The 25,577-nt window shown below is 44.3% G+C and carries 17 protein-coding genes; 9 read left to right on the forward strand and 8 right to left on the reverse strand.

Features of this window, described 5'->3' with window-relative positions; all coding sequences use genetic code 11:
- Positions 1-29: 29 nt before the first annotated feature.
- The 5 genes from E2R65_RS12655 to E2R65_RS12670 all read right to left on the reverse strand — a co-directional run bounded on the left by E2R65_RS12655 (position 30) and on the right by E2R65_RS12670 (position 6,300).
- Positions 30-3,332, reverse strand: coding sequence for a TonB-dependent receptor (locus tag E2R65_RS12655; RefSeq protein ID WP_158285275.1), 3,303 nt, complete (start codon positions 3,330-3,332; stop codon positions 30-32).
- Positions 3,333-3,617: 285 nt separating this feature from the next.
- A complete protein-coding gene (locus tag E2R65_RS12660) occupies positions 3,618-4,757 on the reverse strand; it encodes a FecR family protein (RefSeq protein ID WP_134336839.1) in 1,140 nt (379 codons plus the stop codon).
- Positions 4,758-4,838: 81 nt separating this feature from the next.
- The gene (locus E2R65_RS12665; RefSeq protein WP_134336840.1) at positions 4,839-5,435 is read right to left on the reverse strand and encodes an RNA polymerase sigma factor; all 597 of its coding nucleotides are present in this window, start codon (positions 5,433-5,435) and stop codon (positions 4,839-4,841) included.
- Between the two features lie 410 nt (positions 5,436-5,845).
- Positions 5,846-5,974, reverse strand: coding sequence for a hypothetical protein (locus tag E2R65_RS19935; RefSeq protein WP_260172193.1), 129 nt, complete (start codon positions 5,972-5,974; stop codon positions 5,846-5,848).
- 2 nt (positions 5,975-5,976) lie between these two features.
- On the reverse strand, positions 5,977-6,300 hold the full coding sequence (locus E2R65_RS12670; RefSeq protein WP_134336841.1) for a hypothetical protein: 324 nt from the start codon (positions 6,298-6,300) through the stop codon (positions 5,977-5,979).
- 367 nt (positions 6,301-6,667) lie between these two features.
- Here E2R65_RS12670 and E2R65_RS12675 point away from each other — a divergent pair, with 367 nt between their 5' ends.
- From E2R65_RS12675 to katG, 8 genes are all read left to right on the forward strand, one after another.
- Positions 6,668-7,258 (forward strand): RNA polymerase sigma factor, encoded by a 591-nt coding sequence (locus E2R65_RS12675; protein WP_134336842.1) that lies wholly within the window; start codon positions 6,668-6,670, stop codon positions 7,256-7,258.
- A gap of 156 nt (positions 7,259-7,414) precedes the next feature.
- Positions 7,415-8,602 (forward strand): FecR family protein, encoded by a 1,188-nt coding sequence (locus E2R65_RS12680; protein ID WP_134336843.1) that lies wholly within the window; start codon positions 7,415-7,417, stop codon positions 8,600-8,602.
- A gap of 219 nt (positions 8,603-8,821) precedes the next feature.
- Positions 8,822-12,103 (forward strand): SusC/RagA family TonB-linked outer membrane protein, encoded by a 3,282-nt coding sequence (locus E2R65_RS12685; RefSeq protein ID WP_134336844.1) that lies wholly within the window; start codon positions 8,822-8,824, stop codon positions 12,101-12,103.
- Positions 12,104-12,157: 54 nt separating this feature from the next.
- Entirely contained in the window at positions 12,158-13,738 is a 1,581-nt protein-coding gene (locus tag E2R65_RS12690; RefSeq protein ID WP_134336845.1) for a RagB/SusD family nutrient uptake outer membrane protein, read from the forward strand.
- An 8-nt stretch (positions 13,739-13,746) separates the two neighbouring features.
- A complete protein-coding gene (locus E2R65_RS12695) occupies positions 13,747-14,784 on the forward strand; it encodes a glycoside hydrolase family 18 (RefSeq protein WP_134336846.1) in 1,038 nt (345 codons plus the stop codon).
- A 19-nt stretch (positions 14,785-14,803) separates the two neighbouring features.
- On the forward strand, positions 14,804-15,961 hold the full coding sequence (locus tag E2R65_RS12700) for a BT_3987 domain-containing protein (RefSeq protein ID WP_134336847.1): 1,158 nt from the start codon (positions 14,804-14,806) through the stop codon (positions 15,959-15,961).
- An 8-nt stretch (positions 15,962-15,969) separates the two neighbouring features.
- Positions 15,970-16,968, forward strand: a complete 999-nt coding sequence (locus tag E2R65_RS12705; protein WP_158285276.1) for a BT_3987 domain-containing protein — start codon at positions 15,970-15,972, stop codon at positions 16,966-16,968.
- A 289-nt stretch (positions 16,969-17,257) separates the two neighbouring features.
- Positions 17,258-19,528: a catalase/peroxidase HPI gene (gene katG, locus E2R65_RS12710; protein WP_134336849.1), complete on the forward strand. Its 2,271-nt coding sequence runs from the start codon at positions 17,258-17,260 to the stop codon at positions 19,526-19,528.
- A gap of 87 nt (positions 19,529-19,615) precedes the next feature.
- Here katG and E2R65_RS12715 read toward each other — a convergent pair whose 3' ends face one another.
- Both E2R65_RS12715 and E2R65_RS12720 read right to left on the reverse strand, forming a co-directional pair.
- Positions 19,616-20,980 (reverse strand): MFS transporter, encoded by a 1,365-nt coding sequence (locus E2R65_RS12715; protein WP_204986308.1) that lies wholly within the window; start codon positions 20,978-20,980, stop codon positions 19,616-19,618.
- Between the two features lie 34 nt (positions 20,981-21,014).
- Complete coding sequence (locus tag E2R65_RS12720; RefSeq protein ID WP_134336850.1) at positions 21,015-22,883, reverse strand: glycoside hydrolase family 13 protein; 1,869 nt, start codon at positions 22,881-22,883, stop codon at positions 21,015-21,017.
- A gap of 281 nt (positions 22,884-23,164) precedes the next feature.
- Here E2R65_RS12720 and E2R65_RS12725 point away from each other — a divergent pair, with 281 nt between their 5' ends.
- The gene (locus E2R65_RS12725) at positions 23,165-24,313 is read left to right on the forward strand and encodes a glycoside hydrolase family 130 protein (protein ID WP_134336851.1); all 1,149 of its coding nucleotides are present in this window, start codon (positions 23,165-23,167) and stop codon (positions 24,311-24,313) included.
- A 41-nt stretch (positions 24,314-24,354) separates the two neighbouring features.
- Here the strand turns inward: E2R65_RS12725 and E2R65_RS12730 are convergent, their stop codons facing one another.
- Positions 24,355-25,251: a helix-turn-helix domain-containing protein gene (locus E2R65_RS12730; protein ID WP_134336852.1), complete on the reverse strand. Its 897-nt coding sequence runs from the start codon at positions 25,249-25,251 to the stop codon at positions 24,355-24,357.
- Positions 25,252-25,577: the final 326 nt, after the last annotated feature.

Genomic DNA, 25,577 nt, shown 5'->3' on the forward strand with positions numbered 1-25,577 from the left:
TTTTCTCCTTAAATAGTTGTTACCTGTAATTATAAGCCTACATTAAGCCCTATTAAAACAATCCTCGACTGCGGGTACAGACCCAGATCCACACCATTCTGGCCAATGCCTACTTCAGGGTCCAGCCCTGTGTATTTGGTGAATGTGGCCAGGTTTTGCGCATTGGCAAATACCCTTGCACTGCGGATGCCTATTTTATCCATAAACGATTTTGGCAATGTGTAACCAAGTGTTACATTTTTGATGCGCATGTAGGCGCCGCTTTCTACATAAAAGTCAGATACGTTACCAAAGTTGCCGTTAGCATCACTTGCAGATAACCTTGGTATGGTGGTATTGGTGTTGGTAGGGGTCCAGGCGTTTTTAGCATCAGCCAAAAGGTTATAATTTTGGATGGAAGCATTAAGGCCGGTATATTTTATGGCGTTAAAAATTTTGTTGCCGGTTATACCCTGTAAAAACACGCTTAAATCAAACGCGCCGTAATTAAAGTTTGCCGTAAAGCCATAGGTAAATTTAGGGAACGGTGTGCCCAGGTAAGTTTTGTCGGCATCGTTAAGTTTACCATCGCCGTTAAGATCAAGAAACTTGATGTCGCCGGGTTTGGCATTTGGCTGTATGGCCGTACCGGTAGGCCCCGTGTAGCTGTTTACCTCATCCTGCGTTTGGAACAGGCCGGCAGTGCGGTAGCCGAAGAATGAATACAGCGAATACCCTTGCCTTAACTGAACCGGAACCAGGTTATCCCTAACCGTAGGGGTTGATAAGATAAGCTGTTGCCCCGGCAAAATATCCTGAATAGTGTTTTTAATGTAAGAGCCATTAGCTGCAAAGTTATAACGCAGCTGGCCAACGCTGCCCTGATATTTGATACTTAATTCAGCACCCTTGTTTTGGATAGCGCCACCATTTACAAATGGCGGGTTGGATACCCCGAACACGGCCGCAACAGGCGGCTGAAATATGAATTGCGTGTTCTTTTTAATAAATACATCACCGGTGATATTAAGCTGGCCATTAAATAAGCCCAGGTCAAAACCCAGATCGGTTTGTGTGGCTTTTTCCCAGCCTATACCTAAATTGGCAATACCATCTACCGCCGAACCTGTAACTACTGTTGCAGGGCTACCCAGGTAGCCCGAAGTTTTGGTAAGTGATACCGAAGTGGGGAAGTTTGGTAAACCTGCCAGGTTACCAGACTGGCCGTAACTTGCACGCAGTTTAGCAAATGATACCAAACCATCTGTAGGGAAGAACGGCTCTTTACTGATCAGCCAGCCTGCAGATAAGCCAGGATAGTTTTGTGTACGCCTGGCAACACCTATAAGTGATGATGCATCCCGGCGGATAATGGCGTTTAAAAAATATTTGCCTTTATAGTCGTATCCTACGCGGCCTAAATAAGAGATCAGTGCAGATTCGTTTTTGTTGCCTTGCAGCGGTACACCTGTTGGGTTAAGCGTGCCGTTGATAAGATAACGGTAAGCCGGATCTTCGCTCAGGTAATTATCGGTATTTACACTAAAAAAGTCTTGTGTATCATTCTGGTAGGTATAACCTGCCAGCGCAGTGATATGATGATCGCCAAAAATCCTGTCGAAATTTAAGGTTTGCTCTGCCAAAATGTTCCTGGTGTTATAATTTGCCTGAAACAGAAAGTTATCAAAGAATTTTTTGCCCGGCTCCAATACCCTGGTGCTAAAGTTTTTAACCGTTTGCAGGTTTTTGGTAATACCCAAGTTAGAGCGGAACTTTAAGCCCTTAATTAAGCTAACCTCTACATAGGGGTTGATGGTAAAGCTGGTTATTGCATTGCTGTTATCTAAACGTTTTAGGTAAGCTACCGGGTTTATCACATCGCCGTATGAACCGGCATATTGGGAAGGTACACCTCCAAAGCTTCCGTCGGGGTTGTAAATTGGTGCATTCGGCGGATAAAATATGGCTGATAATATAGCGCCGGTATAAGCGCTTGTAGTGTTGGCGCCCTGCCCGTTGTTATAAGAGAACGACATGCTTTCGCCCATCCTTAACCAATTTTTGATCTGATGATCGGAATTTACCCTGAAGTTATACCGTATCGAGTTGGTGTTTAACAATATCGCATCGTTTTTACGATAGCCGCCGGATACATAGAATGTTGATTTTTCGCTGCCGCCGCTTATGTTTAAGTTATAATCCTGAATGTAACCTGTCCTGAAAAGGGCATTTGGCCAGTTGGTACGCGTTACGCGCGAATCCGGGTTGATGGTTGCATCAAATGCCGGTAGCCTTGCTTTGCCTGCATTATCATAAGCCTGGTTAATGGCATCGGCATAATCCGCAGCGTTTAAGGCCTGTAAAATCTTCAGGGAATTTTGTACACCGCCCTTTACAGATATATCCAAGTTGGTAGTGCCTTTTTTGCCTCTTTTGGTAGTGATCAGTATCACACCGCCGGCTGCCTTTGCACCGTAAATTGCCGCATAAGAATCTTTTAACACATCAATAGATTCGATATCATTCGGGTCTATCGGGCCGCCGTTATAAATGGTACCGTCTACTACGGTTAAAGGGCCTTCGGCATTAAATGAGCTTTGGCCGCGTAAGCGGATATTAGGGGCAGCTGTTGGGTCGCCGCCTTCATTTAAAACGGTAACGCCCGCTACCTGGCCCTGCAGCATTTCGGTAACCGAACCAACCGAGCGGTCCCTAACGTTAGAAAGCTTTAAAGAACCTACAGCCCCGGTTACGTCAGATTTTTTTTGCGTACCGTAACCTACCACCACAATATCCTGCAGTTGGTTAACATCATCCTGTAAAACAATGCTGAGTGTGGTTTGCCCGTTCAGCAAAATTTCCTGCCGTTTGTAGCCTATAGATGTGATGACAAGCGTAGCACGCTCATCCGCTGTAATTTTAAAGTTTCCGTTTGCATCGGTCAGGGTGGTCATGTTACCATCTTTTACGCTAACGGTAACACCGGGCATTGTTTGGCCTTTACTGTCTTTTACTGTACCGGTAATGGTAACGGGGTTATAACTAACCTTAGTTACAGTTTCTTTACCGTTGATAATAATTACATTATCTACAATCTTGTAGGTTACCGGCTGGTCCTTCAGCAGGTTGTTTAATGCTTTTTCTACCGGCTGGTCTTTAATGTCTACACTTACCCTGTTTAGCTTGCTGATAAGTTCTACCTTGTAAAAGAAGGTGTACCTGGTTTGTTTTTCGATGGTCTTGAAAATGCTTTCAAGCCGTGCACCTTTCTGTGTTATGCTGATGTTTTGGCCAAAGCCGGCAGCACTAAGCTGCAAACACCCTGCAAGCATCATCATAAAGATCAGTTTCATTCGTCTGAATATTAGTTTAATAGGGGTTTGACTAAAGTAACGTTGAATAGCCTCTGTATTTGATCGTCCTTTGCCTGCCCGGATATCGTTAAATAGCCGGATAGCAGAAATATAAAATTGCATACCTTTGTATTTGGTAGGGTTTGGTTGTTAGTTTGGTTCAGAAAAAATCTTGTAATAACGTTTGCCCTGCTTTTGCCGGATTGTGCTCGTAACACGTTCCGGCTTTTTTATGAGCAAACTTTTAAGCGCCGGCCTTGCCGCTGCTGTTTTTGCTGCTGGTAATTATTTTACGATAATTGTTTTCCCTTCTATTTTAAATTTTATTCCACTTAGTTCAAGTATGCTCAACACTTTAGATGCGTTTACATTTCTTGATATTTTACCACGGTAATGGTCTGCCGGCAGCGGCCCTTCAAATTTCACATCAACATCATACCAGCGGCTTATCTGGCTCATAACCGTTTTAATATCGGCCTGGTTAAAAAGGAACATGCCATTCTTCCAGGCTGTGGCTTCTTCCGTATCGGCATTATCTGTTACTAACAGGCTGTTATCATCTGCAGATAGTTTTGATTGCTGCCCCGGCTTTAAAATTACCGCCCGGGTACCGTTGGTTACATTTACGCTACCTTCCAGCAGGGTTGTTTTTATCGCTTTTTCATCAGCGTAGGCATTTACATTAAAATGGGTACCTAAAACGGTTAGCTGCTGATTGGCACAGGTAACAATAAAGGGCTTGTGCTTATTTTTGGTAACCTCAAAATATACCTCGCCGGTAATGGCAACCTTACGTTCGGTACCCGAAAAAACAGCAGGGAAACGAATAGATGATGCGGCATTAAGCCAGGCATGCGTACCATCGGGCAGGGTAACCTGGTACTGGCCGCCTTTGGGGGTGCTGATGGTGTTAAGCAATGCTGCTGCAGGTGTTGTAACTGTTGATGGGGTATTTGCCGCCTGGTAAGTAATATTCCCCCGGGCCGATTTATTGATATATGCCGCGCCCTGTTGTGCCAGTACACCATTCTTTACATCGCTAAGGTTTATCTGAGAGCCATTGGCCAGTGTAAGAATGGCCTTGTTACTGCCCGGTGTAAAATCTTTTTTTACAAGTTGTTTGGCAACGGATAAATGTTTAGCCGGTTTTAAATAAATATACAAACCTGCAGACAGGATGAGCAGCACAGAAGCAGCACTCACTATTTTTAGCCATGGCAGCCAGTTGTTTTTTTTGCTGCCCAGGGTTTTAACCACATCGGTTTCGCCGTTGGTAATAGCGCTGATATCGGCATCCATAGCCTCCTGTAAGTATTTATCCAGTTTGCCTTCGTTTAGTAAATGGGCAAATACCTCCAACTCATCCGCGCCCGATTTTTTTTCGAGATACCTTTTTACCAATAACCTGTAGTGATCGTCCTGCATTAATTCAATTGCTCTTTAATACTAAGACTGCAAAAGCGGAAATCAGGGTAGCAAGAAAATTACTTTTTTTTCAGAAAAGTATTAGTGCTTGTAAATAGCGGCCAGCAAAAGGCTTAAAGTGATACCCAAATCCCTTTCGGTATTGGCACGCAATACCTTCATGGCAAACACCATGTGGTTTTTTACCGCGTTGCGTGATATGCCTAAATCTGTAGCCACTTCATCGTATGATTTGTTTTGTTCGCGGCATAGCAAAAATATTTCCCTGGAGCGGTGGGGGATGGCATGTAGCGTTTTTTCAATAAAGTTTAAATATTCTTTACTTACCAGGTCATCCTCGGCAGACCGGCTTTGGTAAGAAAAGCTTTCGGTGATCTCCTTAATGGTATTGCCCGACCGAAACCCTTTTTTGAGGCTATCTAAGGCATGGTTACGGGCTACTACAAACAGGTAAGCCTTAAATACCTTTACATTTTGCAGCTTACTACGATTCTCCCAAATTTTGGTAAACACATCCTGCGCGGCATCCTCGGTAGCGGTTGAGGACTGCAGGAACCTGAATAAAAACCGGTGCAGTTCGGTTTGATAACGGGAATAAAGTTCGGTAAAGGCGTCGTAATTACTTTCTAACAACATTTGCTGCAACTGATGATCTGAAAGTAACTGTAAATTATACATCCCTGCTTATTTAAGTTTGCAAAAGAAACATTATGTTATTACCTAAATGTTAAATCGATAAATATTTGATCTGTTATGTTGGTTTATATTTTAATACGGCTTCCAGATCCCATTTTTTTTATCTCAGGATGTGATCAGATATTTCTTGCGCATGAAAAGCTTATCCGGCTAAACACCTGTAAGTTAAATCTTTTATATGATAATAAGCTATACAGGGAAATAATTTTGAAATGGCCTTGCTAAGAAATTAGCATTTTGTGTTGTGCCGGCGCAAAGGTAGAAAGCGGCAAATGCGGTATATAAGTTAGTTGTAACTTATTATACCGCATTTGTAATGATGTACGGATAGCAGTAATTGCCTGAGATAAAAGTTCGTATAACTTATCTGTAAGCATTTATTGCATAGTATATTATGCAAATCTGCCCGGAAATTCGGTTAAAGCGTAGTGAATTTCTTTTAAAGTAGGTAACTTCCTAAGGTTGATCACCAGGCAGGTATCATTTTCGGTTTTATTTGATTTTTTATAGGCGATTTTCATAACTACGAAGCTTTAGAAAGTAAGTACATGTTTGCGTTTTGTTTTTCGGGCTGCATTTGCAGGGTTTTGCGCTCAATATCTATCTTAAGATACTTCTCTTTTAATTTATTTAGTATTTCAAAACTAAAGGCATCTGCCAGAGGCATATGATACAGCCCGACAGTTTTTGCATGAAGGGCAAGGCTGTCAGCCGGCACACGCAGGTTTTCGTGGTTAATATGTGTTAACCCGGTTACCTCGTCGGTATCAAAAATTACAAAAGTATCTATTTGCCTGCCTTTGTTATCTGTATAGATAACAGAAGCGTTTTTATTGAAATATGTCATCACCGTTATCTATTCCATAAGCATGCCAAAATAGTTTGCATTAATAATAGCGCCTGCACCGCCATGGTTTTGTAGCTTATTTTAGACGTTGGAATGTACATTTAGTACCCTTGCCGCTTTTAATTAGCCCGGCGGATGCAAAATAACGGCGATTTTAGTATGATGATTGCTTGCCATGTATAGATTACTTATCAAACATTTATTATTAAATTTTTTAAATATTTGGAGTAACATAAATATGTTTATTTTTACGATTGGCACTTTAATATTTAAACTGAGTTAAATGCCTGTTAAAGCTTACTAATTAATTGTTTACTCCCGTTGGCAGTAATGCTGATGTTTATTATTGACGATACTGTTCTTAAAGATGCAACAAGGCATAGATCCCTATTGTAAGGTAACTGACGAGGAATTAATAGTTCTGCTAAACAGGGGCGATTATATTGCGTTTAAAGAAGTGTACCAGCGGTATAATAGTTTGCTATTGATATATGCTTACAGAAAGCTGCAGGATAAAGAAGAAGCTAAAGACATTGTGCAGGATGTTTTTATAAACCTGTGGAGTAACCGCGATCAATTCACCTTAAAATCAACCCTGGCCGGATACCTTTATAAAGCTGTTTTAAATAAAGCGCTTAACATTATGCGGCATAAGGGCATCAGTGATAAGTACGTTGCCGAGATACAGCACCTGATAACGGCCCAAACCGCTACTACCGATTACCTGATCAGAGAGAAAGATATTACCGCGCTTATAGAAAAAGAAATAGCGCTGCTGCCTTTGCGGATGCGCGAGGTATTTGAACTGCGAACAAAAGAACACCTCTCTAATAAAGATATTGCCGACCGGCTAAATATATCTGAACATACGGTTGCCACCCACATAAAGAAAGCCCTGCGGGTACTTAAAATAAAATTTGGTGCACATGCCGTACTCCTTTATCTATTGATGCGATAGGTATGTTGTAAACCCGTTTCGCCTTTGTTAAATTAAAAATAACTTTTTATTAAAAAATTAACATCCGGATACCCGATAGGCTGTAGCAGTGTGTCTTGTATGTAATTAGGGCATATAAACCTGTTCTGTTTGCCGTAAATATATCAGCTTTAATAAATGAAAAATAAAAAGGCCATAGCGCTTCTGGAAAAATATAAGCAGGGTAACTGTACAGAAGCCGAAAAAAACCTTATTGAATACTGGGCCCATCATTTAAACGAAAGCGGTAACCATGGGCTATCTGAAGCCGACCTGGAAGATGCTTCTGTAACGATGTGGGCTAAAATAGATAACCAAAAACCGGCAAAGGTTAGGCAAATACGTTGGCCGGCGGTAGCCGCAGCAGTACTTTTATTTGCAGCGCTTGCTGTTTTGTTTAAAATATATGTTGTTAATACCGGCCTTAAAACCGGGGTGTCGTCTGCCGAGAACAGGTTGGCAAATACCATTAAAGTAGGCGGCAACAAAGCGGTGCTTACACTGGCCAATGGCAAAAAAGTTATACTTGATGATCTGGCTACTGCACATATTACTGATGAGGACGGTGTGCGCATTAGTAAAACTGCCGAGGGGCAGCTTATTTATACAGTACTTGCCAATAAAAATAATACGGATGGTAAAGTGGCGTATAATACCATAACCACACCCAAAGGCGGGCAGTACCAGGTTAACTTGCCCGATGGAAGTAAGGTTTGGCTTAATGCCGCAACCACTTTACGTTTCCCGCTTACTTTTCAACAAGGCAGCAGGCTTGTAGAATTATCGGGCGAAGGATATTTTGAGGTTAAGCACTTATACCCGCTTAACGGGCAAAAAGTAAAATTTATGGTGAAAACCATGGGCCGCACCTCGCAAATGGTTGAGGTGCTGGGTACCCATTTCAATATTAACGCTTACACTAACGAGGATGCTGTTAAAACTACCCTGCTTGAAGGCAGTGTGCGTGTTGGTGCGCTTGCAGACAACGCCATCTCCAAACAAAATACAATTTTAAAGCCCGGCGAACAATCTGTTTTAGCAAACACCCGGCTGGCGGTTGTAAAGGCAGATACAGAAGATGTTATTGCCTGGAAAAACGGCTATTTCCGGTTTAACGACGAAAGCCTGGAAAGCATTATGCGAAAAGTTGAGCGTTGGTACAACGTAGATGTGCGCTACGATGACGATGCCTTAAAAAAAATATCATTTGCCGGGGTTACAACACGCTTTGCCAATGTGGCCGAGTTGCTGAAAATGCTTGAATTAACAGGAGAAGTAAAATTCAGGATAGATGGAAACAGCATAGTTGTACTGGGCAAAAAATAACCAATTATACTAACCAAATATTAATAATTATGAGCAATTCACCTTGAGCACGCATCCGTTATGCCTTATATTTTAGCACTCTTAAAAGGTGTTAGTGCTTGATATTGAGCAATAAATAAACATTTACAATTAAATAAATTTAAACAAATTTAAATGCATACAATATTTACAAATATTTTTTATAATTCTGCCAACCGCATTTGGAAACCCCTAATAATTATGAAACTTATTGCTATTTTAACATTAGCTACCTTATTACAGGTACAGGCCAGGAGTTTTGCACAGCAAATAACCTTTAGTCAAAAAAATGTTCCGTTAAAACAGGTGTTTAACGAAATAAATAAGCAAACAGGTTATAACATACTCTGGGCTTCTAAAAGCATTACCAACAACCAGGTAGTTAGCGTGAATTTCAACAAGGCATCAATTACCGAGGCCTTATCACAATGTTTAAAGGGTTACCCGCTTACTTACACCATCACTAACAAAACCATCGTCATCCGCGAGTTTGAGGAACCGCAGGTAAAAACCGGGAACGAGGTAAAATATACCCGGATCACAGGTATCGTAACCGATAATGCGGGCCTGCCGTTGCCCGGTGCCACGGTAAAGGTTAAGGGCGGTAACAAAACCGCTATATGTAACGAAAAAGGTGCTTACAATATTGACGCTGTAAGCGGCGATGTGCTGGTATTTACCTTTATTGGTTTTGTGCCTGCCGAAATAACGGTTGGTACCCAAACCGAGATCAGCATCTCTTTAAAAGAGATCAAAAACGAACTTGGGGGAGTAGTGATTACCGCTTTAGGTATCAAAAAGCAAACGCGTACTTTATCTTACAACGTACAGGAAGTAAACAACACCGAACTAACTAAAGTTAAGGACCCGAATTTTGTAAACGCGCTTACGGGTAAAATTGCCGGCGCTACTATCAACAGCAGTTCGGCAGGGCCCGGTGCAAGCACAAGGGTGGTTTTGCGCGGTACAAAATCAATATCAGGCAATAACAATGCCTTATATGTGGTTGACGGTATCCCGCTGCAAGACTTAAGCTCGGCCCAGCCCGGTGATGTTTTCTCGGGTGCGGGGCAAACAGGCGACGGCATCTCTAACATCAACCCGGAAGATATTGAATCTATTTCGGTGCTTACCGGCCCGTCTGCAGCTGCTTTATATGGTAACAAGGGCGCAAATGGTGTTGTTGTTATTACCACTAAAAAAGGCTCGGCCAACGGGTTTAGTGCAACGGTATCAAACAGCACCACTTTTTCGAGCCCGTTTGTGTTGCCAAAGTTTCAAAATACCTATGGGTCAGAAGAAGGAACTTTTGCCAGCTGGGGCGATAAATTAAAAACGCCGACCAATTATAACCCTAAAGATTTTTTCCAGACGGGTGTAAACAGCACAACGGCTTTCACCTTATCAACCGGTACCGATAAAAACCAAACTTATTTTTCGGCAGCGGTTGTAAATGCCAACGGAATTATCCACAACAACGATCTAACGCGTTATAATTTTAATGTGCGCAATACCAGTAAGTTTTTAAATGATAAACTTACGCTTGATCTGAGCGCAATGTACACTAGCACGCAGGAGCAAAATATGCTTGCACAGGGGCAGTACTTTAACCCCTTGGTACCTATTTATTTGTTCCCCAGGGGCGATGATATCCGCAAATATCAGGCATTTGAGCGCTACAACCCCGAGCGTAATTTTAAAACACAGTACTGGCCCTTTGGCGACCAGGGCTTTCAGATGCAAAACCCCTACTGGATAACCGAGCGCGACCTTTTCCAGAATAATAAGGACCGCTACATGTTAACCGCCGGCCTGCAGTATAATATCAACAGCTGGATGAATGTGAGTGCAAGAATAAAGTCCGACCGTTCTACAGCTTTAAACGAGCGTAAATATTACGCATCAACTTCAGGTTTGTTTGCAAGCGCTACGGGTGCATATCACCGGTACAACATCACTTCAAACCAAACCTATGCAGATGTTTTGTTAAACATTAACAAAACCCTGGGCGATTTTTCGGTCTCTGCCAACGTTGGTGCAAGTTTGCAGGATGATAAGTATAGTGATGCCTCTATAGCGGGCAATCTGGCTGCCGTGCCTAATTTATTTAGTTATAATAATATAGATTTTACACAGATCAAGCCGCTGCAAAATGGTTATCATAACCAGGTGCAGGCTATATTTGCTACAACGCAGGTAGGTTACAAAGGCCTGGTTTACCTGGACGCAACCATACGCCGTGACGAACCTTCTCAGCTTGCCGGAACATCTAAAACCGCTATATTTTACCCATCTGCAGGTTTATCAAGTGTGCTTACCGATGTATTTAAGGTAAAGTCGGACGTGCTGTCTTTCATGAAAGTAAGGGTATCTTACGGCGAGGTAGGTAACCCACCGCCATCACTTATATCAATTGCTACTTATCCACTGTTAGGGGTGGGCGGTTTACCTACTACGCTTGCTACAAAAGCGATCGATCTCCGTCCGGAACGCACCAAATCATACGAAGCGGGTTTAAACGTAATGCTGTGGAATGGCAAAGTGAAAATTGATGGTACCGTTTATAAGTCATCAACCTATAACCAGTTATTCAATCCTGCAGTTTCAGAAACCACAACCTTCGGGAGCATATTTGTGAATGGCGGTAGGATAGATAATAAAGGTATCGAGGTATCGGTAGCCTTAAAGCAAGATCTGGGTGCTGTTAAATGGAACACAACCCTTGTTTATTCCCTTAATCGCAATAAGGTAAATCAATTGCTGGAGCCAACTGCTATCGGGCAGTTAGGTGTTAACGTGTCGCAGGATACGTTAGACCTTGGCGGCACAACCAGTTACAAAATGCTGCTGACCAAAGGCGGGTCTATGGGCGATATTTATGTGAACACCTTAAAGGTTGATGAGCATGGCCTGATCTATGTTAACCCTACCAACTATACGGTTTCTGCAGATCAAAGCAGGTATGTAAAGGCAGGCAACGCTAATCCTGATTATACCCTGGGCTGGCGCAACAGTTTTTCTTATAAAGGCATAGATGTTGGCTTTTTAGTTACAGCCCGTGTAGGCGGTGTAGGCGTATCTGTTACACAAGCTATTATGGATGGTTTCGGCGTGTCGCAAAACTCGGCTACAGCCAGGGATAATGGCGGTGCCCTGGTTAACGGCTTTAAAATACCGGCGCAGGCTTATTACAGCGTTACAGGCGGCGGTTCATCAGGCATAGGTGCTATGTATGTGTACAGTGCTACCAACGTAAGGCTTGGCGAAGCATCTATAGGGTATGATATCCCGCTTAATAAATACTATAAATGGATAAAGGGTTTTAATGTATCTGTAATAGGGCGCAACTTATTTATGTTTTACAACAAAGCCCCTTACGACCCGGAGAGCACTGCCAATACCGGTACCTACTACCAAGGCATAGATTATTTTATGCAGCCAAGCTTAAGAAGTATAGGTTTTTCTGCCCGTTTAAAGTTTTAATACATAGCACCAATCATTATGATAAAGATATTCAACGCTTTAACAAGCAAAACAATGTACATAAGCTGTGCAGCGCTGCTAATGCTTAACAGCTCGTGTACTAAAAATTACGAGAAATTCAACACCGATCAGAACCAGGCTACCGAAGAAATGCTGCAGACGGATAACCTGTCTACCGGGTCATTCATCGTGCAGATGGAAAGGAATGTATTCCCCATATCACAGCAGCCTGCCTTTGGCGACGAGGTTTACCAGGTAATGCTAAACTTGGCCGGCGATGCCTATTCCGGCTATCTGGGTACGACAAACAATTTTCTGTCGGGTGCAAATAATACCACCTATTCGTTAGTGCCGGGCTGGTACGGACAGGCTTTCTCACGCGCTTATGTAGGTGTGATGCCGGCATGGCTGCGAATTGTAAATATTGCAAAAACGCAAACCCCCGAAGTTTATGCCATTGCAACCATTATTAAGGTAGAGGCTTTGCACCGCACTACAGATATGTACGGCCCTTTACCTTATGTAAATTTTGGTAATGGTAACCCGGGTGCCCAGGGTAAATATGATAGCCAAAAGGATGTTTATTATAAGTTTTTTGATGAACTGAATGAAGCTATCCAGATCCTTACAGATTTTAATGCTAAGTTTCCTTCGGCTAAAACACTTGCTACTTATGATTACATCTATGGCGGCAATATCCCCAACTGGATCAAATTTGCTAATTCGCTTAAATTACGCCTGGCTGTAAGGTTATCTTACGTTGATGCGGGTAAAGCCAAAACAGAGGCCGAATCTGCCGTATCACAAAAATTTGGTGTGATGACCTCATCGGCAGATATCGCAGCCCTGCAGCATACGTCCGCATTAACTTATAATCACCCGCTGTACATCATTTCAAACAATTTTGATGATACCCGTATGGGCGCGGTGATGGATTCTTATCTGAATGGTTATAAAGACCCGCGCGTGTCTAAATATTTTGTAGCGGCTAATGATGGCAAGTACCGCGGGATAAGAAGCGGTATCAATATCAATAACAAGGCTACTTACACCAGCGGTTCTTTTTCGCAGCTAAATATTCAGCCGGCTACCAATATTACGTGGTTTAACCCGGCCGAAGCGTATTTTTTACGTGCCGAAGGTGCCATACGCGGCTGGAATATGGGCGGCACGGCACAAAGCCTTTACGAGCAGGGGATCCGTACCTCGTTTGATCTGAACGGTGTGTCCGGCAATGCCGATGCCTACATAGCCGATGATACCAATACCCCCGCCGCTTATACCGACCCAAGGAATGGCGCCAACAGCGCATCTGCAGGCAGCACGATCACGGTTAAATGGAGCGATGCCGGTTCATTTGAAAACAAGCTGGAACGTATCATTACCCAAAAATGGCTGGCCATATATCCGGATGGGCAGGAAGCCTGGACGGAGTTTAGACGTACAAATTATCCTAAAATTTTCCCGGTTGTAGTTAATAACAGCCAGGGTACTATCAACACCGATGTACAGATCCGGCGCCTGCCGTTCCCGGCCAACGAGTATCAAAACAACAGGGCGGGTGTTAACCAGGGCATTGCATTACTTGGCGGCAGCGATAATGGCGGCACCAAATTATGGTGGGATAAAAAATAACTAACGATATGAAAAAGCATTTATATATGAAAAGTAAATTGATTTACGCCTTGTTGCTGATGATGGCAGCCATACAGGTAAGCTGTAAAAAGCAAAACATGCCCGAGGCTTTAACAATCGAGAAACCATACACCTATGATAACCAGTATTACGCCAACCTGCGTGCTTACAAAGCATCGCCGCACCAGGTTTTTTACGGCTGGTTTGCCGGTTATGGCAACAAAGAGGGCGTAATAGCCGATTATAAACAATCTGCATCATGGGGCGAGCATTTTGCAGGCCTGCCGGATAGCATTGATTTTTGCAGCTTATGGGCTGGCATACCGTCTTTAAGGAAAGATGATTCTGTTAGCAGTTATAACCCGATAGCTTATGCCGAAATGCGTAAGGCAATGGAGATACGCGGAATAAAAATGGTAGTGCCCGAAATTACCCGAATCCAGAAACCGCAGTTTAAAGGCAGGTACCCTTTAAATGATGATGGCATCCGTATGTATGCCGAGTACATGATCAAACAGGTTAAAGATAACGACCTGGATGGCCTCGACCTGGATTACGAACCCGAAGGCGACTGGCTGCAAAACGAGAACTTTACCAAGTTTGTTCAGATTTTGGGTAAAGAGTTTGGCCCCATGTCAAGCAATCCTAAAAAATATCTGATCATTGATTATTATAATCAAACACCGCTAAAGGAGGTAGAGCCTTACATTAACTTATTGGTAAACCAGGCGTATGGTGCCGGCAGTGCAAGTAGTTTACAAGGCATTTATAACCGCGTTACCTGGTGCCCTACCAATAAATTTATCGTAACCGAAACCTTTGGCGATTACTGGCAAGGCGGTGGCGTTAATTTCACAGAGGCAGACGGCAACACACTTTCGGCAAACGGTAAACGGATGACTTCATTAGAAGGCATGGCCCGCTGGAACCCAACCCAGGGACAAAAAGCCGGCTGGGGAGCATTCTATTTTGAAAGAGATTACAATAACGGCCCTTATCCTTTTGTGCGGGCAAGCATCCAGATAGCTAACCCCGCCATACGTTAACATTTCACTTAAACTTGATATGAAAAAATTAAATATAAAACTTAAGTTATCGCTTGCCGGCATATGCTGCATGGCCGCCATAATTGTTACGGGGTGTAAAAAATCCCTCGATTTTCATGATGTTATCCTGATAACCGGTACCGAAAGCGGTAAGCTGTTACCCTTTACGGTAGAAAGCGCGCCTGCTACCTATGCGGTTACCGCTACATCAACCGGCAAGGTAAACGGCGATGTAACTGTTAATTTTGCAGTAGATACCAGCCTGGTTGCCAGCTACAACACCGAAGTATCCGGAAAATACTTTGCAGCTCCTGCAGGCAGTTATGAGTTATCCGGTAACACGGGTGTGATCAAATCGGGCACCAACGTGTCTGATGCGGTAAATGTAAAGCTGCTGTCGGTTGATAAATTTGTATCGGGCCGCACCTACATCATCCCGGTAACCATAAAAAATGTAACGGGCTCAAACAGTGTGTTAGAGGCGTCGCGTACGGTATATCTTAAAATATCGCGTGTATTAGATTTTAACTCTATCGATATCTCTAACCCTAATTATTACGCTACGTACAAGTTTGCGCAGCCTTACACCAATATTAGCCAGTTTACCTACGAGATAAAATGCTATGTAAACCAGTTTCAGCCGCGTATAAACCGCTTGTGTAATTGGGGCCCTGCAAATGAGGCCTATCCAAACCTGCTGCGTTTTGGCGAGTTTGGCAGCGATCCGAACCAGCTGCAGTGGGTAGCACCGGGTGGCAGTGGCTTCTCAAGCACCAGGTTTGCTACCAAAACCTGGTACACCGTATCCTGCGTTTTTGATGGCTCAAAATACATGATGTATGTAAACGGTAAGCTGGATATGTCCTTTGACGGAAGCCCCCGCAGTTTTGAGCTGGGCGCACTGGAGTTAGGCATGTCATACGGTGGTTACCAGTTTAGCCAAAGTATTGATGCCCGCATCTCCGAGATCCGCCTGTGGAATAAGGCCTTGTCCAGAACCGAGATCGCTAACGGCTTATGTGGCGTTGATGCCAAATCAGACGGGCTGATCACCTATTATAAAATGAATGAGGGATCCGGCAATGTGTTTTATGACCGTACCGGCAACGGCAGGGACATCACCTGGCCCAACCAAACCGTTTGGTTAATGGATGATAATAACAAATGCGTACAATAATACAGGTTATGAAAAACACACAAAACAAACAAATACATATCGGTTTTTGGGCGCTGTTATTAGTGATAACGGTAGCAGCCTGTAAAAAAGAAACCAAGTACGATATCACCGGCGACAAGGTTAACCGGGTTTATATCAGCGGCAGCAACACTACGGTAAATGGCTACAACAGCTTTAAATTTTCGATTGTAAATACCGTAATCGGTGCTTTTGGTACGGTAAACGTGGCATTGCCGGTGCGTGCTACTATGCCCGTTGCCGGCGCTTTAAAAGTTAGCTTTGCCGTAGATAACAGTATGGTAGATACCTATAATGCCGCCAATAATACGGCTTATAAAGCCCTGCCAGATGGTATTTTGAACCTAAGTGCCGCCTCGGCTAATATTCCGCAGGGGCAGCAGATCTCCAGCGACTCGTTAAAGATCGCTATCCCAACGGATAAACTATCGCAGCTGACCGAAAATACCTACCTTTTGCCGGTAAAGATAGCGGCTATTGCAGGTGGGGCCGGCACCCAGATCAGCACCAATCAAAGCGTAGTGTATTTAATTGTAAGCGTGCGGGTGTCAACATCCCAGCTGTTTGAATCGCCGGGAGAAAGTGACATGACCGGAAGCATCATCGCCAACAGGGCCAAATGGACGGGAACCATAGATCAGCCGCTGTTACTGGGCAGCCCTGCCGATCTGTTTGACGGGGATGAGGGTACATTTTTTTACTACAGTTCTGCCAACAGTAATCTAACTGTTGATTTAGGCGAAACAGTTTCGGGTATCAGCGGCATCCGCATAAAAAATTATTTTGGTGTTTATGGCCTTACAACCGCCAAAGTGCTCTCCAGTACAGATGGTATAACCTATACCGATTATGGTACCGCAAATATTGCCGGCGGCGGCTCTCAGTATATAAAGCCTTATAAGCCTTTTAATGCGCGTTATATACAGCTGCAAATAACCGGCTGGCAAAACAATCTTATCGCTTTAACAGAATTTGACCTTTATAAATAAACGGATTTTAAATATTGTCCCCTGAGAAAGGACATGATTGAGTGAGTGCTACGTTTTAGTTGATGTACCCCGGGTTAAAAGCCGGGGTACATTTTTTTTGCCCTTAATTGTGTTATATCTCCTTACAAAAAAGTTTGTTTTGCCTGTATTTGTCCTTGTGTTAGTATTGCCGGCCGGTATAGTTTTTAGCTATTCGGTATAGAATTTATTGATTATGATTATCTAAACCAATGTCCTAATTTTATGCTGTTCTTGAAGATCAAAGTATAAATACGGTAAACCTATAAAAATGGAAAAAGAATCAAATGACATCAGCAAATGCCCGTTTCATAACGGAAGTATGAAGCACAACGTTGCCGGCGCCGGCACCCGCAACCACGATTGGTGGCCTAATCAGTTAAAACTGAACATCCTGCGCCAGCAATCCTCTTTATCAGACCCAATGGGCGGAGATTTTAACTACGCCGAGGCTTTTAACAGCCTTGACCTGGATGCTGTTAAAAAGGACCTGCATGCACTTATGACCGACTCGCAGGACTGGTGGCCTGCAGATTTTGGCCACTACGGCGGCTTGTTTATCCGTATGGCATGGCATAGTGCCGGTACTTACCGGGTTGGTGATGGCCGTGGCGGCGCAGGGGCAGGTTTACAGCGTTTTGCACCGCTTAACAGCTGGCCGGATAACGTGAGCCTTGATAAGGCCCGCAGATTGCTGTGGCCGATCAAACAAAAATATGGCCGCCAGATTTCATGGGCCGATCTGATGATTCTTACCGGCAACGTTGCGCTGGAATCAATGGATTTTAAAACCTTTGGCTTTGCAGGCGGGCGCGCCGATGTGTGGGAGGCAGATGAATCTGTATATTGGGGATCAGAAACCACCTGGCTGGGTAATGATAAACGTTACCCGCAAGGTACGCCCGGTGTAGATGGGCATGGCGTTTTAGTATCTGATGAAGATGCCGGTGGAAACTCGCACGCACGCAACCTGGAGCAACCGCTTGGCGCTGCGCACATGGGTTTAATTTATGTAAATCCCGAAGGGCCCGACGGTAACCCCGACCCAATTGCATCGGCAAAAGATATTCGCGAAACTTTTGGCCGCATGGCCATGAATGATGAAGAAACGGTGGCGCTGATTGCCGGCGGCCACAGCTTTGGTAAAACCCACGGCGCGGCATCTTCAGACCATGTGGGGAACGAGCCCGAGGCGGCTGATGTTGAATTGCAGGGTTTTGGCTGGAACAATAGCTACGCATCCGGCAAAGGCGCTGATACCATAACCAGCGGTTTAGAAGTAACCTGGACAACTACGCCAACACAGTGGAGCAATAATTACTTTGAAAACCTGTTTGCTTTTGAATGGGAGCTAACTAAAAGCCCGGGTGGTGCGCACCAATGGGTTGCTAAGAATGCCGAAGAGATTATACCCGATGCTTACGATACCACTAAAAAGCACCGCCCAACGATGCTGACCACCGATGTAGCCCTGCGGTTTGACCCGGCCTACGAAAAAATATCCAGGCGCTTTCTGGAAGATCATGATGCATTTGCAGATGCCTTTGCACGCGCCTGGTTTAAATTAACACACCGCGATATGGGCCCGCGCGAGCGTTACCTTGGCCCGGATGTACCACAGGAAGAACTGCTTTGGCAGGATCCTATCCCGGCGGTAAACCATACCCTCATTAATGATAGCGATAGCAGCGCTTTAAAAGCCAAAGTGTTAGCATCTGGTTTAAGCGTATCCGAGCTGGTTACTACGGCATGGGCTTCGGCTTCTACCTTCCGCGGGTCGGATAAAAGGGGAGGGGCTAATGGCGCCCGCATCCGTTTAGCCCCGCAAAGATACTGGCAGGTAAACAACCCGGCGCAATTGCAAAAAGTATTGAGCGTGCTGGAAGGCCTGCAAACTGAATTTAATAATTCGCAGGCTGATGGTAAAAAGGTTTCATTGGCAGACCTGATTGTGCTGGCCGGCTGTGCAGGTGTTGAAAAAGCTGCTGCCGATGCCGGGCACAAAATTACCGTGCCGTTTACACCAGGCCGTATGGATGCCTCGCAAGAGCAAACCGATGTAGAGTCATTCGGTTACCTGGAACCTGCCGCAGATGGTTTCCGTAACTATCGCAAATCAAATGTTTCTGTTTCTACCGAAGAATTATTGATAGATAAAGCACAGCTGCTTACCCTTACGGCGCCTGAATTAACGGTGCTGTTGGGCGGTTTACGCGTGCTGAACACTAACTTCGACGGATCTGCACATGGTGTATTTACCGATACGCCCGGCTTGCTAACCAATCACTTTTTTGTGAACCTGCTGGATATGCGCACGGCATGGAAAGCGGCAGCAGGGGGCAGGGAAGTTTATGAAGGCAGCGACCGCACTACAGGTGAAGTAAAATGGACGGGTACCCGTGCCGACCTGGTGTTTGGTTCAAACTCCGAACTGAGGGCTGTTGCCGAAGTTTATGCAAGCGCAGATGCGCAGGACAAATTTGTAAAAGACTTTGTAGCTGTATGGACTAAAGTAATGAACCTGGACAGGTTTGATCTGTAAAAAAAATAAAAATTCCATTAAACGCATAAGGCACCGTAACAGGTGCCTTATGCGTTTGTAATAACTTGTAAACCAAGCTACAATAGCTTATTTTGCTATCCGGATGCTTTTGTTATCATCAACAAACATAACGCAAATAGCGGCGCAAAGCATAAAGATGCCGGCCAGTACCAGGGCATAAATGGCCTGCCCGTTGTAAAAGTATTTTACGATAGGGCCGCCCACAATGCCATTAACAATTTGCGGGAAGGTGATGAAAAAATTAAAGATGCCCATGTAAACCCCGATCTTGTTTGCCGGAATGGAGCCGGCCAAAATAGCATAAGGCATAGCCAGGATGCTGCCCCAGGCCAGGCCTATGCCCACCATTGATAAAACAAGCCATGCCGGGTCTTTGATCAAAAAAACAGACATCAAGCCCAGCCCACCCATCACCAGCGAAAAAGCATGCGCTTTTTTGCGGCTTGTGGCCCGGGCAATTGCAGGCAAAACCAAGGCATACAGGGCCGATACCCCGTTGTAGATGCCAAACAGTACGCCTACCCAGTTAGCTGCCTTGCCGTATTGCGCAGAGGCATTATCGCCGGGCGCCACGTGGTAAATATGGCTGGCAATGGCTGGTGTGGTAAACACCCACATAGAGAAAAGGGCAAACCACGAAAAAAACTGAACCAGGCCAAGCTGTTTCATGGTTGCAGGCATGCGCGACAGGTCTTTTAATATCTCTGCCAGGCCGCCTGCCGGTTTACCTGTTTCTTCGGCTCCCTTTGGATGGAAACGGGCATACTCTTGCGGCGAATACTCTTTGGTGCGTATCACCGTCCAGATAATAGAGAGCAGCAGGATAGTACCCCCTGCATAAAAGGAGTATTTTACGTTATCTTCTACCTGCCCTTTTGGCGCGGTAGAAGCAATGTGGAGTACCTCTGTAAAAATATACGGCAGCAGCGACCCTAATACAGCCCCGGTGCCAATTAAAAAGGTTTGCACAGAGAAACCGGTACCGCGCTGGCTATCGGGCAGGTTATCGGCCACAAGCGCCCTAAAGGGTTCCATAGCCACATTAAAGGATGCATCCATAATCATCAGCATACCGGCGCCTACCAGTATAGCGGGCGCAAACGATGCGATCATGGCCGAATTGGGCATCAAAAACAAAGCGATGGCAGATAGTATAGCACCGGTTAAAAAATACGGCCTGCGCCTGCCCAGGCGGTTCCAGGTGCGGTCGCTGTAATGGCCTATAATGGGCTGTACGATCATCCCGGTAATGGGGGCAGCCAGCCAAAACCAGGAGAGGTGTTCTACATCGGCGCCAAATTTTTGTAAAATGCGGCTTGCATTGCCGTTTTGCAGCGCAAAGCCGAATTGGATGCCCAAAAAGCCAAAGCTCATATTCCAGATCTGCCAAAAACTCAGGCGGGGTTTTTCGGCTATTGCAGTTGTTGCCATCGGTTAGGTTACGGTTGTATTAGTTTGTATGATGTTAGTTAGCGGGTTTTGGTATTATAAGCTCCAGCACCAGTGTAGCCTTTGCCGCTATCTTAATTTTTTTAAGGCCGGTTGTTTTACCGCTGATAATGTCTTTAGCTTCGGTTGCGCCCTGTATTTGTTCCTGGTAATAAGCGGTGTCAAGCTCCTGCTCCTTATCGGCACCGTTATAAATAACCATAATTTTTTTCAGGCTGTCGTACCTGAAAAATACATAGATGCCGTTGCGGGGGATAAACTGGGTTAGCTTACCGGTTTGCAGTGCTGTGGTGTTTTTGCGATAATTGGCCAGCGTACGCAGGTAATTGAATGCCTCATTCTCAGGCTTATTACGGCCGGATGCTAAAAATTTGTTATCTTTGTCGCCACGCCAGCCACCCGGAAAATCCTCCCGAACCAGGCCGTCCGGTGCCGAATAATTTTTCATCAGTATCTCGTCGCCATAATACAGCTGGGGTATGCCGCGCAGGGTAAGCAGCAGCGCCAGGGCCGATCTGTATTTGGTAATATCCTCGTTCACTACAGATAGTAAACGGCTCATATCATGGTTATCTAAAAAAACAACATTACGGTTAGGGTGCTGGTATAAAAAGTCCTGGGCCAAAACAGCGTATAAGCGGTTTACCCCGTCTGTCCAGCCTTCTTTGCCGTTCAGCGCCTCAAATATGGCATCTTTTAATACGCCGTCTGTTACGCCGGGTAAATGGGTGTCCATCCCGCGGCCTACCTTATCGCCCTGTAAAAAGAATGCCTGGTTAGCAGCAGACCATACCAGCGTTTCGCCAAATATGGATAGCCGCGGAAATTCGGCGGTAACATCCTTAGCCCATTTAGCCATATAAGCGCCATCATTGTAAGGGTAAGTATCTAACCTGAAACCATCTATCCCGGCATATTCCACCCACCAGATATGGTTTTGGGTAAGGTAGTTCTGCACGTAAACGTTGTTTTGGTTCAGGTCGGCCATGCGGCGGTCAAACCATCCGTTAAGCATCACCTTTTTATCCGTAGCGGATGCATGCGGGTCCATCACCGCCATATCGCGAAAGTTGGAGTTAGTATATGCGGGCCACTGGTGCACCCAGCTTTTCATGGGCATATCCTGTATAAAATAATGTTCGGTACCTACATGGTTGTGCACCAGGTCTTTAATAACCTTTAGCCCTTTAGCGTGGCAGGCGGCTACAAATTGCCGGTACAATTCATTGGTGCCATACCTGGGGTCTATCTTGTAATGGTCGGTAACGGCATAGCCGTGGTAAGATGCTGCAGGTTCATCGTTCTCAATTTCGGGCGTGGGCCATATAGCGGTTACACCAAGGTCTTTCAGGTAATCTAAATGGTTAATAATGCCCTGTATATCACCACCATGCCGGCTATACATCGAATCGCGGTGCAGGCCTTTCTCGCGCATCTGTAAGTTTACATCATTGGCAGGGTCGCCGTTAGCGAAGCGGTCGGGCATCAGCAGGTAGATGAGGTCTTTAGCGGTAACGCCCTGGATGCGGTTAGCGGCCTTATTCCTTGCCTTTAACAGGTAAGTATAGGTAAGATCTTTTTGGCCGGGCCTGGTAAATGTAATTACAAAGTTGCCCGGCTTTGCCGAAGGGGCGATATGCAGATCGATAAAAAGGTAGTTGGCATTCTCCACTTTATTTACGGCACTAATCTTTACACCGGGATAATTTATCTTAACGGTGCGCCCGGCTATCCGGTTACCATGCACGATGAGCTGCAGGTTTGGGTTGTGCATTCCGGTCCACCAAAAGGTCGGTTCGAGGCGTTCCAGGGGCGGAATTTGGGCGTTTAAGGGCGCTGTAAATAACGATAAAATGGTTACTAAAAGGCAAAAAAAACGAGTCATAAAAATATAAGCAATACAAAAATTGGTTTATGCGAAGAAGCCGCTTCCCAAATTAACACATTAAAATGGTGGCATAAAACGGGTTTCATTTTCGGCTGTAATTATATAACGTTTATTGCCCCGCAGATGCATTAAACTACATTTTTAAGCATAATTATATAAGGCATAAGCATTAATATCCACCCGTATATTGCAAAGCAAATGAATAAAAAATTGAATTATCTTTACCGTACCAATAAATTACCTTAAGGTTTAATAACCGGTAGAATAAACATCATATTATGAAATTTTTTTATACTTTTTTAAGGGGAATTATACTTGTATCACTGTTTCCGGCAGGCTTATTTGCCCAGCATAACCAGCTGCCAAACTGGGCATTTGGCGGCTTTACAAGGCCAGAAGGGGTTAATCCCATCATTTCGCCGGATAGCACCACCCGTTTTATGGACCCGGTTTTGCATAAGCTGGTAGGGTGGGAGTCTAACGATACTTTTAACCCCGCGGCTGCGCTTTATAAAGGTAAAATTGTGGTGCTTTATCGTTCGGAAGATAAATCGGGTGTAGGCATTGGGTTCCGTACATCACGTTTAGGCTATGCTTCAAGCGCAGATGGATTGCACTTTAAAAGGGCAAAAACGCCGGTTTTTTACCCGGCCAACGACAGCCAGAAAAAATATGAATGGCCGGGCGGCTGCGAAGATCCACGCATAGCCGTAACTAAAAGTGGCACATACGTGGTTTTTTACACCCAATGGAACCGCGAATTGCCGCGCCTTGGCGTAGCTACCTCAAAGGACCTGAAACACTGGACCAAACACGGGCCTATATTTGAGGATGCTTACAAGGGGAAATTCCTCAATATCGCTCATAAATCAGCTTCTATATTAACCAGGATTGAAGGTGGCAAACAGGTAGTTGCCAAAGTAAATGGCAAATACTGGATGTATTGGGGCGAACTGCATGTTTATGGGGCAACATCTGCCAACCTGGTAGACTGGGCCCCGGTTGTTAACGCAGATGGATCTTTAAAAGAACTGATTTCGCCGCGTAAAGGGTATTTTGACAGCGATTTAACAGAGTGCGGCCCACCTGCCTTACTCACCGCCAAAGGAATTATTTTATTTTACAACGGCAAGAACCGGTCTGATGATGACCGGGATAAGCGGTTTACTGCAAATTCTTATTGCGCAGGGCAGGCTTTGTTTGATAAGAATGACCCATCGAAGCCAATAACACGGCTGGATGTACCTTTTATGCGCCCTATGGCATCATTTGAAAAAAGCGGGCAGTACCCGGCCGGTACTGTGTTTATTGAAGGTATGGTTTTCTTTAAACAAAAATGGTTTCTGTATTACGGCTGTGCCGATTCAAGGGTGGGCGTAGCCGTGTATGACCCTAAGCATCCGGGTGCGCCCGATCCGGTTAACTGATAGGTGTGTTAATTAGTATATTGTTAGCAATTGGTTGTAAATTAAGCAGATTCGTATTTCTTTAGTGCTTTATTTCTATAATCCTGCGGGGTAAGCCCGGTTTTGATTTTGAATAATTTAGAAAAGTACGGCGCCGATTCGAAATTTAGCATAAAGGCTACTGTTTTAACCGAATTTTCTGGTAAAAGCAACAATTCTTTAGATTGTTGTATTTTAAGCTGAATAAGGTATTGATTGGGGGCCATACCCGTGTACTTTCTAAAAACTTTTCTGAACCAGGAGTAACCTACCTGCAATTCTTTAGCTATTTCTTCTGGTGTAATATGCTGGTTCATGTGGTCACGCAGCAAGTAACGCGCCCTGTCAACTATGGAATGGATGTTATACTCGCCTGCAAACGACGCCTGCTTTACTTCTGCAAACAATACACCCAGCAGATGAACGGCCGCCCCGGAAATAGCCGGTTGATAGCCCGGCCTTTCGCTTTTTGTTTTTTCGATTATATCTAAAAATAAGCTAAAAATATTATCCTTTATACCGATATCTATTACCGGTTCGCTGATCCTGAAAAAATCCCTGGCAATAAGGTTTTCTATAATTGGCCCGTTTATACCTATCCAGTACTCGTGCCAGCCTGTTTTTTTATCAGGTTTGTAACGGTGCCTTTCGTTGGGGAATAACAATATGATGGTACCCGCCTTTATTTCTCTTAATTTACAGTGTTCTGATTCAAATACACCTTCACCCTCAGTAATATAAATAATTTGATACTCATGTAAAACCCGTCCGTTTTTCCAGGTGAAGTAATAATTTGAGGGATGATCCTTACTTGGATATACTGATGCTTTGGGGATGTGCGTGTAACCGGTGTTTAATACGGTTAAACCCCATGCTTCATCTAATGAGTTTACAGGCAGGTATCTGCAGTAATTTGTCATTGTTTAAATTAATTTAGGGTTTTACAATCAGTATTATTGCCGTTTATACTTACAGGGCTATCTATCATTGTACTCAAAAACTATATAAATTTAAAAATAAATAATTAAAACTCTTTTTATCATATTGTATAATCTATTTATCAAAATGGATAACACTTATGATTTGCATGGATTTAGATTTGAAACACTAATACGTCACCAACCCTAACCGATGCCGTATCACCAATAATATAAACATAAATAGCAAGATAATTCATATTCTGGTAGCAAGTGCCGTTAAACCTGATCGATCAGATTTAAGGGTAACAGCCTGCTGTTAATCCGAA

Origin of the sequence: Mucilaginibacter phyllosphaerae, assembly GCF_004378255.1 — a bacterium.
GTDB classification, from domain to species: domain Bacteria; phylum Bacteroidota; class Bacteroidia; order Sphingobacteriales; family Sphingobacteriaceae; genus Mucilaginibacter; species Mucilaginibacter phyllosphaerae.

Bases quoted from the DNA above. Each gene is read 5' to 3' on its own strand.
- E2R65_RS12655 (WP_158285275.1), bottom strand. From the start codon at position 3,332: ATGAAACTGATCTTTATGATGATGCTTGCAGGGTGTTTGCAGCTTAGT.
- E2R65_RS12660 (WP_134336839.1), bottom strand. From the start codon at position 4,757: ATGCAGGACGATCACTACAGGTTATTGGTAAAAAGGTATCTCGAAAAA.
- E2R65_RS12665 (WP_134336840.1), bottom strand. From the start codon at position 5,435: ATGTATAATTTACAGTTACTTTCAGATCATCAGTTGCAGCAAATGTTG.
- E2R65_RS19935 (WP_260172193.1), bottom strand. From the start codon at position 5,974: ATGAAAATCGCCTATAAAAAATCAAATAAAACCGAAAATGATACCTGC.
- E2R65_RS12670 (WP_134336841.1), bottom strand. From the start codon at position 6,300: ATGACATATTTCAATAAAAACGCTTCTGTTATCTATACAGATAACAAA.
- E2R65_RS12675 (WP_134336842.1), top strand. From the start codon at position 6,668: ATGCAACAAGGCATAGATCCCTATTGTAAGGTAACTGACGAGGAATTA.
- E2R65_RS12680 (WP_134336843.1), top strand. From the start codon at position 7,415: ATGAAAAATAAAAAGGCCATAGCGCTTCTGGAAAAATATAAGCAGGGT.
- E2R65_RS12685 (WP_134336844.1), top strand. From the start codon at position 8,822: ATGAAACTTATTGCTATTTTAACATTAGCTACCTTATTACAGGTACAG.
- E2R65_RS12690 (WP_134336845.1), top strand. From the start codon at position 12,158: ATGTACATAAGCTGTGCAGCGCTGCTAATGCTTAACAGCTCGTGTACT.
- E2R65_RS12695 (WP_134336846.1), top strand. From the start codon at position 13,747: ATGAAAAAGCATTTATATATGAAAAGTAAATTGATTTACGCCTTGTTG.
- E2R65_RS12700 (WP_134336847.1), top strand. From the start codon at position 14,804: ATGAAAAAATTAAATATAAAACTTAAGTTATCGCTTGCCGGCATATGC.
- E2R65_RS12705 (WP_158285276.1), top strand. From the start codon at position 15,970: ATGAAAAACACACAAAACAAACAAATACATATCGGTTTTTGGGCGCTG.
- katG (WP_134336849.1), top strand. From the start codon at position 17,258: ATGGAAAAAGAATCAAATGACATCAGCAAATGCCCGTTTCATAACGGA.
- E2R65_RS12715 (WP_204986308.1), bottom strand. From the start codon at position 20,980: ATGGCAACAACTGCAATAGCCGAAAAACCCCGCCTGAGTTTTTGGCAG.
- E2R65_RS12720 (WP_134336850.1), bottom strand. From the start codon at position 22,883: ATGACTCGTTTTTTTTGCCTTTTAGTAACCATTTTATCGTTATTTACA.
- E2R65_RS12725 (WP_134336851.1), top strand. From the start codon at position 23,165: ATGAAATTTTTTTATACTTTTTTAAGGGGAATTATACTTGTATCACTG.
- E2R65_RS12730 (WP_134336852.1), bottom strand. From the start codon at position 25,251: ATGACAAATTACTGCAGATACCTGCCTGTAAACTCATTAGATGAAGCA.